Annotated in this window: 13 protein-coding genes and 4 pseudogenes; 10 read left to right on the forward strand and 7 right to left on the reverse strand. The window is 67.6% G+C overall.

Features of this window, described 5'->3' with window-relative positions; genetic code table 11:
- Positions 1 to 194: 194 nt before the first annotated feature.
- Together RWE79_RS01335 and RWE79_RS01340 are read left to right on the forward strand one after the other, a co-directional pair.
- The gene (locus tag RWE79_RS01335; protein WP_475938141.1) at positions 195 to 1406 is read left to right on the forward strand and encodes an FAD-dependent monooxygenase; all 1212 of its coding nucleotides are present in this window, start codon (positions 195 to 197) and stop codon (positions 1404 to 1406) included.
- Positions 1407 to 1488: 82 nt separating this feature from the next.
- Complete coding sequence (locus RWE79_RS01340; RefSeq protein ID WP_475938142.1) at positions 1489 to 2541, forward strand: methyltransferase; 1053 nt, start codon at positions 1489 to 1491, stop codon at positions 2539 to 2541.
- Positions 2542 to 2755: 214 nt separating this feature from the next.
- Here RWE79_RS01340 and RWE79_RS01345 read toward each other — a convergent pair whose 3' ends face one another.
- A complete protein-coding gene (locus RWE79_RS01345; protein ID WP_475938143.1) occupies positions 2756 to 3367 on the reverse strand; it encodes a hypothetical protein in 612 nt (203 codons plus the stop codon).
- 15 nt (positions 3368 to 3382) lie between these two features.
- Between RWE79_RS01345 and RWE79_RS01350 the strand changes: the two genes are divergently transcribed.
- Entirely contained in the window at positions 3383 to 3865 is a 483-nt protein-coding gene (locus RWE79_RS01350) for a hypothetical protein (RefSeq protein ID WP_475938144.1), read from the forward strand.
- 195 nt (positions 3866 to 4060) lie between these two features.
- On the opposite strand, the gene RWE79_RS01355 is transcribed toward RWE79_RS01350, so the two are convergent.
- Positions 4061 to 5110 (reverse strand): aldo/keto reductase, encoded by a 1050-nt coding sequence (locus tag RWE79_RS01355; protein ID WP_475938145.1) that lies wholly within the window; start codon positions 5108 to 5110, stop codon positions 4061 to 4063.
- Between the two features lie 113 nt (positions 5111 to 5223).
- Between RWE79_RS01355 and RWE79_RS01360 the strand changes: the two genes are divergently transcribed.
- Together RWE79_RS01360 and RWE79_RS01365 are read left to right on the forward strand one after the other, a co-directional pair.
- Complete coding sequence (locus RWE79_RS01360) at positions 5224 to 5694, forward strand: MerR family transcriptional regulator (protein WP_475938146.1); 471 nt, start codon at positions 5224 to 5226, stop codon at positions 5692 to 5694.
- A gap of 235 nt (positions 5695 to 5929) precedes the next feature.
- Positions 5930 to 6115: pseudogene (locus RWE79_RS01365) on the forward strand (hypothetical protein); the annotation flags it as partial.
- 293 nt (positions 6116 to 6408) lie between these two features.
- On the opposite strand, the pseudogene RWE79_RS01370 reads toward RWE79_RS01365, so the two are convergent.
- From RWE79_RS01370 to RWE79_RS01380, 3 genes and pseudogenes are all read right to left on the reverse strand, one after another.
- Positions 6409 to 7329, reverse strand: a pseudogene (locus RWE79_RS01370) (SulP family inorganic anion transporter); the annotation flags it as partial.
- A gap of 62 nt (positions 7330 to 7391) precedes the next feature.
- Positions 7392 to 7843, reverse strand: a pseudogene (locus RWE79_RS01375) (helix-turn-helix domain-containing protein); the annotation flags it as partial.
- Between the two features lie 239 nt (positions 7844 to 8082).
- Positions 8083 to 8916 carry a PIG-L family deacetylase gene (locus tag RWE79_RS01380; protein ID WP_475938147.1) on the reverse strand — a complete coding sequence of 278 codons (834 nt, stop codon included), beginning with the start codon at positions 8914 to 8916 and terminating at the stop codon, positions 8083 to 8085.
- Between the two features lie 1797 nt (positions 8917 to 10713).
- Between RWE79_RS01380 and RWE79_RS01385 the strand changes: the two genes are divergently transcribed.
- Positions 10714 to 11211 (forward strand): hypothetical protein, encoded by a 498-nt coding sequence (locus RWE79_RS01385; RefSeq protein ID WP_475938148.1) that lies wholly within the window; start codon positions 10714 to 10716, stop codon positions 11209 to 11211.
- A 731-nt stretch (positions 11212 to 11942) separates the two neighbouring features.
- Here the strand turns inward: RWE79_RS01385 and RWE79_RS01390 are convergent.
- Entirely contained in the window at positions 11943 to 12506 is a 564-nt protein-coding gene (locus RWE79_RS01390) for a DinB family protein (RefSeq protein ID WP_475938149.1), read from the reverse strand.
- A gap of 102 nt (positions 12507 to 12608) precedes the next feature.
- On the opposite strand from RWE79_RS01390, the gene RWE79_RS01395 reads away from it, so the two are divergent.
- Positions 12609 to 13619 carry a helix-turn-helix transcriptional regulator gene (locus tag RWE79_RS01395; protein ID WP_475938150.1) on the forward strand — a complete coding sequence of 337 codons (1011 nt, stop codon included), beginning with the start codon at positions 12609 to 12611 and terminating at the stop codon, positions 13617 to 13619.
- A gap of 216 nt (positions 13620 to 13835) precedes the next feature.
- Here the strand turns inward: RWE79_RS01395 and RWE79_RS01400 are convergent, their stop codons facing one another.
- Positions 13836 to 13991, reverse strand: coding sequence for a hypothetical protein (locus RWE79_RS01400; RefSeq protein ID WP_475938151.1), 156 nt, complete (start codon positions 13989 to 13991; stop codon positions 13836 to 13838).
- Between the two features lie 254 nt (positions 13992 to 14245).
- Here RWE79_RS01400 and RWE79_RS01405 point away from each other — a divergent pair.
- The 3 genes and pseudogenes from RWE79_RS01405 to RWE79_RS01415 form a co-directional block, all read left to right on the forward strand.
- A pseudogene (locus RWE79_RS01405) lies at positions 14246 to 14586 on the forward strand (hypothetical protein); the annotation flags it as partial.
- Positions 14587 to 14801: 215 nt separating this feature from the next.
- Positions 14802 to 15263 (forward strand): hypothetical protein, encoded by a 462-nt coding sequence (locus RWE79_RS01410; protein WP_475938152.1) that lies wholly within the window; start codon positions 14802 to 14804, stop codon positions 15261 to 15263.
- A gap of 97 nt (positions 15264 to 15360) precedes the next feature.
- Entirely contained in the window at positions 15361 to 16176 is an 816-nt protein-coding gene (locus RWE79_RS01415; RefSeq protein ID WP_475938153.1) for a PIG-L deacetylase family protein, read from the forward strand.
- The last annotated feature ends 123 nt before the right edge of the window (positions 16177 to 16299 follow it).

Here is a 16299-nt window from a genome sequence, read left to right on the forward strand (position 1 = left end):
GGCAAAGCTGCCCGGTCAACGGCCGGAGCCCCGGACCCGCGGCCGAATTCACGTCGTCCGCGTCCCGGGCGACCGCCTGACGCTCATGGAGGAACCGTACGTGGCACATGCGGCCGCCACCGTCGCCGATCCGATCAGGACCGGCTCCACCCGACCCGTCCGGGAAGGCTGATCCGATGTCATTGGGACGTCCAGTGAAAGCCCTTGTCATCGGCGCCGGTATCGGCGGCCTGACCTGTGCTGTCGCCCTGAGACGGGTCGGCATCCACGTCGAGGTCTACGAGCGCGCCACTGAACTGCGCGAGTCCGGCTCCGCTCTGGCCGTCATGAGCAACGCCGTCACCGCCTTGGCCGCCCTCGACATCGACCTCGGTCTGGACAAGCGCGGCCAGGCCGTGAAGTCGTTCACGATCACGGACCGGCACGGCCGACGGATCAGGGACCTGCCGTTCGAGGAAGCCTGCGACCGGGCGGGTGCCCGCAGCTTCTGCTTGAGCCGCGCAGACCTCCAACAGGCCCTGATGGTCGAGGCCGCAGACTGCCCGCTCCACACGGGGGCGACCGCCATCGGCTTCGAGACCGGCGACGCAGGCGTCACCGTTCGCTTCGCGGACGGCCGTTCGGCAAGCGGGGACATCCTGATCGGTGCCGACGGGTTCAACTCGGCCGTACGGCGCCACTTCGTGGGCCCCGAGACGGCCCGGGACAGCGGCTACCACTTCCAGCTCGGCATCGTGCCCTTCCGCCACCCACTCCTTCCCCTGGGCGCCGTCCGCCAGTACTGGGGCAGCGGACAGCGTTTCGCCCTCATCGACATCGGCCACGGCCGCTGCTACTGGTGGGCGAATATGAGCGCGCCCGTCGACGCACCCACCGCCGACCGCGTCAAGGCCGCCCTCGAACGGGCATACGCGGACTGGGCCGAGGAAGTACGGGCGGTGATCGAGGCCACACCAGCGGAGGCCATCCTTACCGTGCCCTCGCGTGACCGGGCCTTCCTGGAACGGTGGGGCGACGGCCCCGTCACCCTGCTGGGCGATGCGGCTCACCCCATGCTGACCACGCTCGCCCAGGGAGCCGGCATGGCTATCGAGGACGCCGTCGTGCTGGCAGGCGCACTCGCCGAGTCCGCGACGGGCGACGACCTGGTGTCGGCCCTGCGCGTCTACGAACGGCGGCGCCGCGACCGCACCAGGGCAATGGTGACCGAGTCCCGTATGACAGACGACTTCCAACAGGCCGCGGGCCCCCTTCGCGAACTGCTGCGGGACAGTCGCTTCCGACTGACGCCCCGCCGCGTGCTCGCCCAGCGGTTGACCCGGCAGCTCACCTTCCCGAACAGCCCGCAGGCCGCCCTGGCCGCCCTGCACGCCGAGCCGCGGCTCAATTCACTGGAGCCCCGCTAAGGGGGTCGCCCACCACAGCTCACCCGTCCACGTCATCGCTCGGGCCCACAATCAGCCGGTCCGCCGCTGGATGTGTCGCCGTGTGAGTCACTACGGCATGAAAGGCAGCATGGAAGGCAGTCTGTCGCTGGTTCCCCTGATGGGGCTGACAAGCGGGTTCTGGGCATTCAAAACGCTGGCGTCTTCGGTTGAGCTGGGATTGTTCACTCGACTCGCAGACGGCCGCGAAGCTTCGTTGACCGAGATCTCGTCAGAGATGAGGCTTGAAGCACGACCGACGCGCATGCTGCTGGCTGCATGCGCGTCTCTGGGACTGCTGGAGAAAGACGGGGACGTTTACCGAAACTCCGCGCTCTCCGAGGAGTACCTGGTCGAAGGCAGACCGTATTACTTCGGCGATGCCGTGCGCTATTGCGACGAAAGGGAGTACGTGCCGTGGCATCGACTGAGTGAGGCACTACACGGGAATCGGCCCATCACGTGGGATCCGGATTCACAGGACACGCCGTTCACAGCTGACGACCCGGTCATGACCGGGCTCTTCTGGAAGGCCATGAACTCCCTCTCACGGGCGACCGCGCGCGTCCTCGCCTCGAGTTACGACTTCGGCGCACATCGGAGCGTTCTGGACATGGGCGGCGGGTCGGGCGCCTACCTCATCGAGTTGTGCCAGCGACACGCACACCTGCGCGGCACACTGTATGACCTTCCGCATGTGTGCCAAATGGCACAGGAGAGGATTGCCGACGCCAGGCTGGAGAAGACCGTGGGCACCGTGGCAGGAGACTTCCTTCAGGACGCCACTCTGCCGTACGGCCACGATCTGATCCTGCTGAGCATGATCCTCCACGATTGGAACGAAGAGACCAACCGGGCGCTGCTGAAGAAATGCTACGACGCGCTCCCCGCAGGTGGCACCGTCCTCATTTCCGAGCTGCTGCTGAACTCAGAACGCACTGGCCCCCCCGCAGCTGCCCTGATGAGCCTGAACATGCTCGTCGAATGCGAGGGTGGGGAGAACTACTCGGAAGATGAGTACGTCGCATGGCTTCAGGACGTCGGTTTCACCGACACGCAGATCATCCGGTTCGATGCGGCCGGCGCAAACGGCGCCGTCATCGGTCGCCGTAGCTGACCCAAGGCGGGCGCATCTGTGTGACCCCGCTCCACCCCCGGTTTCGGTGAAGGTGCGGTAGTACAGCTGGTCGTTCGTACTGGTGACGGCGTAATTCAGCCAGTCTTTGGCCACGCTGTGGGCGGGGGCGTAGTAGCTGCGGTCCGGGCAGCGCCTTCACCACCCGCCGCGACCTCGAACTGTACGGCGTCACTAGCCACCCGCACGGCTGGCTTCAACGCACCAGGTGAAGCGCCCCGCCCGGAGAAGGAGACATACCTTCCCACGGGGCGCGGGCGACCTGGCCGCCTGTCGCAGACCAGCCCGTCGGTGCTGGTCGGTGCCGCCGCCGGCTGCAACACCTCCCGTGAAGGCCGCTCTCGCAGCCCGGACGCCCTGTAACAGAAACGCGTACGGCCACCGACCGGGAGGGGGTGGCCGTACAGGCACGGGCGCCGTGCCGGGGTGCGGCGGCCCTTCTGGGGAACGGTGAGCTGGCGTTCGTAGCGGACAGGGCGCGGTCGGCGATGTAGTCGTCCAGGCCGGTCGGGAAGGCACGGCCGCGCAGGGTCTCGGCGAGATGCCGGCGGGCTTCGGCCCGGACGTGGCGGCGGGCGAACGTGCGGCGCACGGTGTAGACGACCACGGCGACGTCGACGGCGGCGAGCGCGGTGTCCACCAGCGGACCCACCCGCTCCCGGATCGCCGCCCCGGCCGCCCGGCACCGCTCCAGCAGCCCGTCGACCATCTTCTGTCCGAAGCTCAGGATCGCCGACGCACGCCACCACGCGCGCGGCCGCTCCAGAGGCTTGGGGGTCCCCTTCTCCCGGCGGGTGTCCTGCGCCACCCACCACCCTAGACCGTGGCAACCGCGCTCGCCGGGCAGCCGCTTGTGCACGGCCAGCAGCAGGTCTGCCGGTCGGCGGCAAGATACAGACGGCGGTCGATCAGCGTGCGTCCGCGGTCGGAGGCGATCGAGGACTCGTTCGCAAGAGCACGCTTCCTGATTGCCGACCGGGACGTGCAGATCCTGCGTCCGATGGAGGGAGAGTTCCTCATCGGCGACACCCCGGCTGTGACCGTACGCCGCTACGGCCCGAAGGTCAGTTACAACATGGCCATCGGTGACTGCCACACGATCGTGCTGTCGTCCCCGGTGCCGGGCGCCGGCATCGACGTCGGCCTTGTGCACCCAGTGCCGCAGCGCTGGCCGGCCTCGACCAGCCCTTACCTTCTCGTCAGCCAGAAGACGGCCCTCGACGCTCCCCAAGAACGTCACGCTCGTCGGCCCGCGCCAGGACCGCACGCTCAACGAGGCGTTTGCCACCGGCGATCCTCAAGCTAATGCGGCTCTTCGGGATCACCGCGCAGACCGCCATGCGCTACGTCGCTGCGGCGTACCCGGAGCGGACGGTCCGACTGTCCCGCTGACCGTCCGGGGTGTTCATGAGTACGCCTGATCACCGCCGTACAACACCTTTGAAGATCGTTTCCCGTCGGAGTGGAGATCGATTCCCGGCAGGCGGGGCAGTCGCCAGCCTCAGGCTGCAGCGCGTTCGGCGAGTGGGCGGCGGCGCAAGGCGGTCTCGGTCAGTGACCGCGGGGGCAGGGAGGCGGCGGGGTTGTACAGGTTCGTCCCGGGCGGCACGATTTCGTCGATCCGGTCGAGGGTCGCGTCGTCCAGGGTGAGCGCGGCGCCCTTGAGCAGGCCCTCCAGCTGCTGCATGGTCCGCGGCCCGATGATCGCCGAGGTGACGGCGGGGTGGGCCACGGTGAAGGCTACGGCGAGCTGAGGGAGGGTGGAACCGATGCTTGTCGCGAGTTCGATGAGCTGTTCCACGGCGTCGAGCTTGGCGGCGTTTTCGGCGATCGCGGGATCGAAGAAAGCCGGTCGGAGCGCGGCACGGCCGGTTGCCAGGTCCACGGGTCGGCCCTTGCGGTGCTTGCCGGTGAGGAATCCGAAGGCGAGGGGGCTCCAGACCAGTACCCCCATTCCGTAGCGCTCGCAGACGGGCAGGAGCGAGGCCTCGATCCCGCGTGCCAGTATCGAGTAGGGCGGCTGGTCGGTGCGGAAGCGTCCGAGGCCGCGACGCTCGGAGACGTGGTGTGCCTCGACGATCTCCTCGGCCTGGTAGTTCGAGCAACCGAAGGCGCGGATCTTCCCCTCGCTCACGAGGTCGCTGAGCACCGAGAGCGTCTCCTCGATGTCAGTGGAGTGGTCGGGGAAGTGGACCTGGTAGAGGTCGATCCAGTCAGTGTTCAGGCGCCTGAGGCTGTCCTCGACCGCCTTGAGGATCCAACGCCGCGAGTTGCCACCGCGGTTGCGGCCCTCGCCCATCGAGAAGTGCACCTTGGTGGCGAGCACGACGTCGTCACGGCGCCCCCGCAGCGCCTTTCCCACGATTTCCTCGGACTCGCCCTGTCCGTACATGTCGGCGGTGTCGACGAAGTTGATTCCCTGGTCGAGGGCGGCGTGGATGATGCGGGCACAATCGTCGTGGTCGGGGTTGCAGCCGTCCTGGAACATCATGGTCCCGAGGCAGTGGACGCTGACCTCGATACCGGTTTTGCCGAGAGTGCGATAACGCATGGCGATGCCCCTTACTAGTTCAACCCAGCACGCAGAGCGACAGAGGAGTCGGTCGCACGAGGGAGCCTAGGATCTAGACTCGGCTCTAGATCAACCCCGTTACCCTGACCGGCATGGGTGAGATCGCAAAAAGTCTGAGCATCGGACAGGTCGCCGAACGCACCGGGTTGAGCGTTCACGCGCTGCGCTTCTACGAGCGTGAGGGCCTATTCGTCAATCCCGTGCGACGCGGGCCTGGCGGGCGCCGCGTCTACGGCCAGGATGACATCGACTGGCTGACCGTCTGCGTCATTCTCCGCGCCTCGGGCATGCCCCTGCCCGCGCTCAGCCGATACGCCGACCTCGTCAGAGAAGGCGCAGGTAACGAGGAAGAACGACTCACGCTCATGCGTGAGCACCAAGCGCACGTCACCACCCAGATCGGTAGGCTCACCGAGTCCCTGGACCTGATCCGGTTCAAGGTCGGGGTGTATGAGGACCTTGTCGACCAAGGCGGCGCCGCTGCCCATCACTGTCACGCCCCATCCCCTTCGGCTGACGAAGAACTCACGCCAAGCCTTTGCCACGAAACAGTGGTCGAGTGACCGGCACCGCACCACGCTCGCCGGCACCAGTCGATGGCCGCGGAGCCGGTCACCGACAACGGCTCCCCGACACCAGGATGTCCCGCGAGCGAACCAACGCTCCGACGACCAACCGCTTCCGGGCACCGCCTCGAACAGCCCCCTGAAACGCCGAAATCCCGCCCGATCAATCACATCGGACGGGGTCTTGAGAACCTTTCCCGAGCTAACTCAAGAACAGTCGCCGTCCGGCTGCGACCTGGACGACCAGGGCTACCTGACGGTCGACGCGCCCTCGACGCGTACGAACCTGCCCGGCGTCTTCGCTGCCGGTGACGTCGTCGACCACACCTACCGCCAAGCCATCACCGGCGCCGCCAGCGGCTGCCAGGCCGCCCTCTCTGCCGCAGCGCGGCGCGGGGGCGGCCCAGGCGGCTGCTGAGTGGCCGGCCCACTTCGTCGCCTTCGACCTGCTCAGTGAAGGGCACGGTCGGAGAGACGCCCTCCACACTGAGCACGAAGAACTCAAGGCGAGGGCCCAGGCGTTACGCGAAGAACGCGACCGCTTCGCCCTCCAGGTCCAGCAGTTCGCCCGCGTCGTGCAGGTCCTGGAGCTGGAGAATGAGCTGTTGCGGCAGTCCAGCCCGCACCAGGTGATCCGGCCTTGCCCCGACGTTGACGGCCTCCACCCGTCGGGCGCCCGTGTTTTCGGCACCGGACACAGTGACGGCCGCCCGAGACGGAGGAGGCGTCCCAGACGTGCGCCGCGCTCAGGTCGATGACGACGGTGTCGGGGTCGGTGGCGTAGTCGAACTGGCCGACGAGGTCGTTGGAGGAGGCGAAGAACAGCTCACCGGTCACCGAGTACACCACCGTGGCCTGGTCGGGGTCGATGACGGAGGTGACGTTGGCGAGGTGGGCGACGCGCTTGGCGAAGATCACCATGGCGGTGACGGAGCCGACGACGACACCGATGGCGAGGTTGTCGGTGGCGACCACGCAGGCCACGATGACGACCATGACGGCGATCTCGCCCGTCGGCATCCGCTGGAGGGTCTTGGGGGCGATGCAGTGCCAGTCGAACGTCGCGAAGGACACCATCACCATCACCGCGACCAGGGCCGCCATGGGGATGCCCGAGACGACCGGGCCGAAGACGATGCACAGCACCATCAGCAACGATCCCGCCAGGAAGGTGGACAGGCGGGTGCGGGCTCCGGACACCTTCACGTTGATCATCGTCTGGCCGATCATGGCGCAGCCGCCCATGCCGCCGAAGAAGCCGGTGACGATGTGCGCGATGCCCTGGCCGATCGACTCGCGGTTCTTGGAGGAGTGGGTGTCGGTGATGTCGTCGACCAGCTTGGCCGTCATCAGCGACTCCATCAGGCCGACCAGCGCCATCGCGAGCGCGTAGGGGGCGATGGTGGTCAGGGTGTTCATGGTGAACGGCACGTCCGGCAGGCCCGGCACCGGCAGGGAGGAGGGCAGTTCACCCTTGTCGCCGACGGTCGGCACCGCGATACCGGCGGCGACCGTGATGACCGTAAGGATGACGATCGACACGAGCGGGGCCGGGATCGCGGTGGTGACCTTCGGGAAGAACACCATGAGCGCGAGGCCGCCGATGATCAGCGGGTAGACGGGCCAGGGGCATGTCGTGCATCTGGGGAGTGGACTTAGTCGAAGCCCATCCCGCGGATCGGGCGGCCGGCGTGCCGTCCCCGGACTTTGTGACCGCCGGCGTCGGGGATCCGGCCGAGTTTCTGCACATCGACGTGGATCAGATCGCCCGGGCGGTCGCGTTCGTAGCGGCGGATCACGGTGCCGGTGGGCCGGTCGAGCCAGGCAAGGCGGTGCAGGCCGTGGCGGGTCAGGATCCGGGGCACGGTCGAGGCGGGCAGGCCCAGGACCGGACCGGTCCGCGCCGGCCCGAGCTTGCGGGCCCGCCGCAGCTCGCGGACTCCCGCTCGGTGGCAGCGGGGGTGCGATGCGGAGTCGTAAGCGGTCGGCTGGAACGATCCACCAGACCCGCATCGCCCTCGGCCCGCCACCGGCGGACCCACTTATGGGCGGTCGGCCGTGAGATACCAAGCTCGGCGGCGACATGAGCCACCGGCCGCCCGGAACGGACACGGTCGACCAGCAGCCGCCTGCCATGAACGGTCAGCCGTTACGGTGGGACACGAAGACCTCCTGTGCGGTGCAGTCCTAGCTAGACGGCTCCACCACACCGGAGGTCTTCGCCTTCAAGCAACCCCAGCACCAGGTGTTGAGGACTCGCACGTCCACTGGCAAGGGCCTTGATCACGGGCGGAGCGGAACTCGCGTGGACAAGCCTCCGGGCGTGCGACCCGCTCGATCGCGCCGTGCGGTCGATGCGCTTTCCCGGCCGGTCGGACGGGCGGATCAGCGCAGTCCGGCGAAGAGATCGTTCTCGGGTATGGCCGCGCCGGTGGCGTCCTGGACACGTACGAAGGTCTCCATGCCCATCAACTCGCCGAACCTCTCCTTGCCCATCTTGAGGAAGAAGATGTTCTCGCCCTGACTGGCGTGCGCGGCCAAAGCGTCGAACTTCTGACCGCTGAACGCGGTGGTGTCCACCCACGTGGTGATCTCATCGTCGGGGAGGCCGATCTCGGCCATCGCGGCGGCCTCGGCAGGATCCGGCTCCGGCATGTCCCCATGGAACTCGCGCATGATCTCGCCGAACCGCTGCATCATCGAGCGGGGCATCGTGGTCCAGTACACCTTCGGTGCCAGCGCGGTCATCTCCAGCGCCGCCATCGTGATGCGGTGGGCCTGGATGTGGTCGGGGTGGCCGTAGAAGCCGTTCGCGTCGTAGGTGACGACCACATCAGGTCGGTAGTGCCGCATGAGTTCCGCGAGTCGGGCCGCGCCTTCCTGCACGGGGGTCTGCCAAAAGGATCCGGGGGCGTCGTTGCTCGGCCAGCCCGTCATCCCGGAGTCGGCATAGTCCAGCATCTCCAGATCGCTGACCTTCAGGACGTCACAGCTCGCCTGGAGTTCTTGACGGCGCATCAAGGCGACCGCCGCCGGATCGTGCCCGGGATCCCCCGGCTTGACACCCCCCGGTCCGTCACCGCACCCGCCGTCGGTACACGTCACGAGAACCGTGCGGATGCCTTCCGCCGCGTACCGCGCGAGGACTCCTCCGGTTCCGGTGGCCTCGTCGTCGGGGTGGGCGTGTACTGCCATGAGCGTCAAGGGCCGGTCAGTCATGAAACAGTTCTCCTAAAGAAATACGTCTTGGTCCGAGTGCGCGGCGGGCGTACCGCGATCCTGGGGCCCGGATCCTGGTGGGGCGGACGACCTTGTGGTCTCCGTGTTCCCCGCCCGTACGGCGCCGGTCCCTCGGTCGATGCAACCGCGCCGACCGGACCGGCTGTTCCCGGCGCGGCCGCTGGGCCTTCCAGGCGTCGGCGTTCAACGCGAACGAGGTACAGGCTGTCCCGTGAATCCTGGAACAGTCCGCGTATCCGATCCAGGAGCACATGACTGCGCACAGCCGGAGCAGCTGTGCAGCTGTGCAGCTGTGCAGTTGTGCAGCTGCGCAGGGACCAGAGCGTGGTGCGAGGGGCCTGGATATCGAGGTGGCAGACCGCTCAGGAGCGGCACTCGGTGCGGCGACGCACTACCAGTGGACGTCTTTCTCCACGAGGAGGTGGCAAGACCAACGGGGTGCTGTTCTGCACCACCGACGTGCGCAACGAACCCACGACGATACGACGCGCTCCTGGCGCAGGAACCGCCCAGGACCGACTTCCTCCTCCCCCACGCCACCCACGACGGGCCGGGCTGACGTCACGCGGCACAGCACCCAGGCACCCTGCCCCTATCGCTCGGCGCCATCCCTGTAGTGATCACGCCCGGCAGGACACCGGAGCAGGCCGGCTCCATCACAACCGCCCACGACAGCGCGCCCACCACAGGTACGGACGTCGTCGCCAACTCCCTGAACGGGTACCCACCCGTCCGACCGGACCAGGCCGGCAGGACGGAGCAACCGAGTCAAGTCCTCCCACCCACCATCAAGTTGTTCCAGTTGGCTGCACGAAAACGAGTCAACCTCCATGCGCCCACAGCTCCTCAGACACTTGAGTGGGCAGCGGATCGTCGCCCACTCGGGATCGGCACCGCATGACTCAAACCGACCAGTTCTTTGTCAATACGCGTAGATCGGCCTTGCATCGCCCCAGCGCGCCGCCCTCTGTCTCCTAACCGCCACGTCCCCCGCCCTTCGGCGCTCCGATGGCTCTGACCAGCCGCTTCACCGAGCACGTCGCTCGTTCAACGCCTCCTGCCACGGCTTTCCCGAGTGCTCCTGTTCGACTTCGATGGCCCGATGTGCCACCTCTTCATCGGTCCGCTCGCTCATGCCGGCCACGACGAATCCGCATCACGATCCGGCACGGCAAGTTGGCCGACACAAAAAACCGCAGCTCAGCCTCATCACACAGGCTCCTCGCACATGCGGAACACCAGCCTCCGATTCCCTGCATGGCAGAGGAACACCGCAGAGCCACCCGTCACGGGACGCAGGCGACACGAGAATGGGCGTAGAAAGATGTCCACGCGCAGTAAGGTGCCAACAACCCGCTCGCATCCGACGATTGCCAACACCGCACATGCTCTGACGAAGTACGAACGCTGACCCGACCGAGGCCAGGATCAGGGGACCACTACCTGCCTCCCGGGAAGTTGCCGTCATTGGCACGGAGTCAACCCTCGCACTCCCTTCCCTGCTACCCCCATGCCTGAATTCGCCAAATATTCCGCAGGACGACGAGCGAAATGAAAAAGCGCCCTCTCAGACCAAACTCTGCCCGCGACGAAAGCGGGCGCCCGATCACCGAGTCAGTTGTACATCTCAGAGAAAGACGGATCTGCACCGACTGGAACCGAGCCCACCCGTAAGCGCTCCTCCTCCCGATATCGACGGCTGGAACCCAGAGATCGGGAGGAGGAACACACACAAAGGCGCATCACGTGATGACACCAACGCCCCACCCTAGCCGCATGCCTGCACCTCCGGAACAGCGAAAGGGGGTGTCGTGGTGGGTGCGCCGAGCCCGGGCCGCGGCCGCCACCGTGCTGACCGCAGGGCTGCTCACGCTCATGGCATCCGCGCCCGGGTCAGCAGCGACAGCAACGCATCGGGCACCGCCCCACGCCGCCACCGCCTCCTACGGCCGCGAGCTGGGTGTCGTCGGTTCACCCACACCGGACATGCCCGCGCCCATCTCCGAGCACCCGCGGGAGGCTTCGCCTACCCAGACGAACCCCGGTACGAGGGCCGCCGGACCGGCCGCCGGCCAGACCGTGAGCATGCAGAACATCCAGCTCCTCATGATCTCCCTCATCTGCGGCGCAATCGGCGCGGCGATCACCACCGCCCTTTCCCTGGTCATGGGTGCGCCCTGGCCCGCCGCACTTCTCGCCGGAGGCGGCGCCTTCGTCACCGTCGCCGGATTCATCATCTTGATCTTCAAGTTCCTGCTCGGCCTCGGAGAGTAGAGATAAACCATCACAGCTGTAACGCCGCCCGTGTCACCCAGGGAGCGGTGCTGCAGCATTTTCACAGAGAATTGAGCGCCATCAAGAAATGCATTTCTCCCCCGTCTCCCGATACGCCACAAACCTCCTCAGGAAACGCGAAGTAATCCCAGGGCCCATGCTTCGGCAAATGTTACGGGGAGTGACAGGTGGCCGATGCGACACAAGGCCTCGTTCGCCTCAGGTCGCACGAACCCACCGTCAACCGATGAGATCACCGAGGGAGTCGGGTCGGACACGGCCGCGTTCCCCAACGACCCGCCGGAGGTACTCCGAGGACACCATCATCCCCGCCGTCCTCTCGCGAATCAGGCAGCATGCCCTGCGCGCGAACTTGTGCGCGTCCATGTCGTACGGCACGGTGGTGACCCGCTGCTCGCCGGGCCGGTGAGGGGTCGTCCATGCCGGGTTCGTGCGGGCGGCCGCGCAGCGTCTGGCGAGGTGCTGGCGGGCTTCGGCGAGCAGGTGCCGGCGGGCGAAGGCCCCGCGCATCACGTAGCCGACGGCCGTCGCGTCGACCGCTGCCAGGCCGACGCCGACTGCCGCGCGCTCCCGCGCCCGGACTACCGCGGCTGCGGCCCGGGCGCGCTGCGGAAGGCTGTCGATGAGGGCTGTCGGCGTGCCGCGCCCCGCGCGCCGGGCTGGTCGTCTCGACGCCGTGGCCGCCCACGAGGTGCTCGGCGTCGGACGGGTCAGCCCATGCTCTTCGCACCGTCGATGGTTTCCCGGATGATGTCGGCGTGCCCGGCGTGCTGAGCGGTCTCGGCGATGATGTGCATCAGCACCCGCCGTGCGGACCACCGCGCCCCCGGCTCGAACCACGGCGCCTCGGGCAGCGGCCAGGTGGCATCCAGGTCCAGGGTGGCCACCAACTCGTCGGTGCGGCGAGCCACCTGTTCGTAGTCGGCCTGAATGCCACCCAGCGTCTCACCAGGCCCCATGAGGAAGGTCTGGCTGTAAGCGGCGTAGTCGCTCTCGTCCCAGTCCGCCCAGTTCTTGTTGCCGCTGGCCATCGCGGACGGTCCGTGGAGGATGAAGTCCACCCACTTGCGCTCGCCCTCGGCCACATGCTTGATCAGCCCGCCCAGGCACAGTGCGCTGGCCGTGGGACTCGCCGCGGCCTGGTCGTCGGTCAGACCGCGGACGGTACCGCGCAGGAAGGAGCGGTGCTTGCGCAAGGAGTCCACCAGGTCGGCGCGCTCGCCGGACATGATCGGGCGCGTAGCGGCGGTCTGGGTCATTTCAGGGCTGGTCATCGCGTTATCCCTCGTTGGGGCGAGTGGGTCTGTCGTGCTGATGCCAACGGTAGGAAACACAAGTGCCAGTTCTTGACCTGAATTCGCGGCAGAATCAAAGTCATGGCGAACACGAGCTCGCGAACCCTGCGGTTGCTGTCACTGCTGCAGACCCACCGGTATTGGCCGGGCGAGGAGCTGGCCCGTCGGCTGGGTGTGTCCATCCGTACGTTGCGCCGCGACATCGACCGGCTCCGCGAGCTGGGCTATCCGGTGCGCGCCAGCCGAGGGGTGGACGGTGGCTACCAGCTGGAGCCGGGTGCGGCACTGCCACCGCTGGTGCTCGACGACGACGAAGCCGTGGCCCTGACCGTAGGGTTGCAAGCCGCCGCCCAGGGCTCGGTGGCCGGGATCGCCGAGTCGTCGGTGCGCGCATTGGCCAAGATCATCGGGGTGATGCCGCCCCGTCTGCGCCGTCGGGTGGAGGCGCTGCGGGCGATGACGCTGACACCTGGCTGGGGCGACACTGGCGCGGCCGCCGACCCCGAGACGCTGGTCACCGTGGCACGTGCGTGCCGGGACAGCGAGCGGCTGGAGTTCGGCTACACCGCTGCCGACGGCGCGCGCACCGAGCGCCACGTGGAGCCGCTGCGGCTGGTCTACCTGGGCCGGCGGTGGTATCTGGTCGGCTACGACCTGGGGCGACAGGACTGGCGCAGCTTCCGGGTGGATCGGGTGGAACGCCCGTGCGTGACCGGGGTGCGGGTCCGCCCTCGCCGGCTGCCGGCCGATGACGCCGCCGCGTTCGTGCGCGCCGGTCTGCGCAACCTGCCGACGTCACATTCGGTGGAGGCCGTGGTGTACGCCCCGGCCGCCGAGGTGCGGGAGCAGATCGGCCGCTGGGCGGAGGTGGACGAGGAGGAGCCGCGGCGTTGCCGGGTCCGGATGCGGTCCGACGCGCTGGAGTGGCCGGCCATGGCGCTCGGCTCGCTCCGCGCGGAGTTCACCGTGCTCAGCCCGCCCGAGCTGGTCCAGCAACTGCGGGAGTGGAGCGACCGGTTCGCTCGAGCCGTTGCCGAATCGCCAGCCCGATCCGCGGGGCAAACGTTGCCGGCTGCGGCGCAGCCTGAATAGGCCAGCAGGATCGTCACCAGCCCCGAGTACAGGTGATCTTCGACCGTTCGGCCGTCCCGACCCACGGGATCTCGAAAAGCCGCTCACCGTCTGGCGGTTCGCCGTCGGGGCGGCGACCGGACGGCTTCGATGGGGCCGCCACTCCCCGGTGCGCGATCAGCCGGGAGCACTCGGGCGGTGGATGGTCGGCGAGCAGACCCTCGGTGACGGTCTTGATCAGGCCGCACGAACGACCGGCGAACCGGACCAACCCTGATGACGCACTTCGCCGGTGAGGCGGCGGGCCATCAGCAACGATTTCTCGACCGTGCACAGGTCGTCGGTGCCGTTCGGCATCGACCCGCCCACCGGCTTCATCGGTTCGATCTCCAACGCCTCTTCGTCCGGGGCGAATTGGACTCGTGTGACCCGCGCGATCAGCTCCCGCGCCTCGGCGACGATCTGCTCGTAACGCGTCCGGCGACGTTCCCGACCCGCTCCGCCATGATGTCCACCACCTCACCCCGGGCCGGACCCGCCGCCCAGCGGCGGCCGTCAACAAGGCTCCAGTCCAGGTCACCTCAAACGGTGACGCGGGCCTGATGCCGCAGGGCAGAGCGCGAAGCAGGGGCGTCCAGGCCGCGAGGAACGAATGCGGCCTGGATCAGTACGAAGTCCGCCGCTACGTCGGCTGGTACCGCCACATCACCCCGCCCATGCTCGCGCACGCCTTTCTGGCCGCGATGACAGCTCACGCCCTCGAAAAGGGGGCCGAGAAAACGGTCCGAGCAGCCCCGTGACCCTCACCGTGGCAGAGGTGCGACGGCTCCTGGACCTTGCCCCCCTCAGCCCGGCGCCAGTCACCCGCGCACCGTCTCCACTGGTCCCGCCGGCGCTGGCGCCGGCGCCACCAGGCCGTCGCCCGCCGTGCCACTACCAGCGCCGCACGCACCCTGATCGGGTGAGTCACGAACTACCACCCACCTGATGCGACGTCAGCCGACCGGACTCCGAAAGGGCCTTGTGACCAGGACATATGGAGAAACGCAACTGGAGTACCAGAAGGTCCCCGCACGACAACAGAACCCAACGCTCAGTCACAGCACCGCTGACCGAAACCGAGAGATCGCAGGCTGTCGTGTGGCTTCTCATCGACAGGGGTATGCCCCAATTGTCAATCGCGATCTCCCCAGGGAGGGCTACATGGAACCGCAGGGCCCTCCCGATTCCCCGCATACTCCCGCTCAGCACATACCCCAGCGCCAGTTCGAACCGGAGATAGCGGCGCTCTTCGAGGAATACCGCGCTCTGCGGGAAGAGGTCACACAGCGGGTCGCTGCGCGCATGCAGATGATCGGATTCGCTGGCATCATCTCCGCCCTGCTGGTGGTATCGAACCGGCTGACCTTCGGCGCTCCCAGCGTGTACGTCGCCGTTGCCGTTCTCCTCTTGGCAGTCTGGTGGCTGCGCGGGATCAACCTGGCGATACAGCGGATCGGTCGGCACCTGCGCGCCGTTGAAGGGCGGATCAACGCACTGGCTGCTCAGGCGTGGGCCAGCCCTGACGAAATCCTCACCTGGGAGACTGGGTCCCAGGTCAGGCGGCGACAGGTGCGCGGGCTTCCAGGCCGGCTGGGCCGGCTCGGTGGCTGGTACGTGTCATGAGCGCCTAAGCCGTGCCCGATCCTGCGGCCCTCGGATATACACGGGTCGCGACTGACACGACGACTGCCAGCTGCCCGGTAGTGCAGGATGTGACCCCATGGCAACCGTTCTCGCCTTCCACGCTCACCCCGACGACGAAGTCCTCATGACGGGCGGCACTCTTGCCCGCGCGGCTGCCGAGGGGCACCGAGTAGTGATCGTTGTCGCTACAGACGGTGCAACGGGACCCGTTGTGAACGGCGAATCGCCACGTATGGACGAACTCCGTGCGAGCGCCGCCATACTCGGGGCGGCTCGTGTTGCGCACCTGGGGTACGCGGACAGCGGTAACGGCACGTTGCTGCATCCGGACCCGCCGGACCGGGCGCGTTTTGTCAGGGCCGACCCCCAGGAGGCTGCCGAGCGGCTGGCTGTGATTCTCCGGGCGGAGAACGTGGATGTGCTTCTCAGTTATGACGCCAACGGCGGCTACGGCCACCGGGACCACGTCAGGGTGCACGAGGTCGGCAGGCGCGCCGCCGACCTGGCCGGAGTGGAGCAGTTGCTCGAGGCGACGATTCCGCGTGACCTGATCATCCGAGTCCTGCAACTGGTGGACCGATTGAGAATCCCCCTGCGCCACGATGCCGTGGCCCCCGGCACCGCGTACAGCCCGCGTTCAGCCATCACCCACCGGGTTGATGTCCGCAGGTTCGCCCGCCAGAAGCAAGCGGCCCTCGCCGCACATCGATCTCAGGTGACCGGGACCGGCCGGCTAGCCCCTGTCATGCGAGCCCTGACCCGGCTCCCGGTTCCCCTCTTCGGACTGCTACTCGGCCGGGAATGGTTCATCGACGTCAACAGAACCCCTCCGTTCGAGGTGGTCAGCGATATCTTCCAGCCCGCGGCCCGAAGCCCCACAACACGGAGTTGACCTGCCCCGACTTATGCGAGATGACGAGCAAATCCGCGAAGAAGGCCACCGCCAAGTCACCGGCCCGTCAGAAACACCACGCCCACGGTGATCGCCGTGAACAGCGACGACGAGGCCCATCCT

Source organism: Streptomyces sp. RLA131, assembly GCF_056270125.1.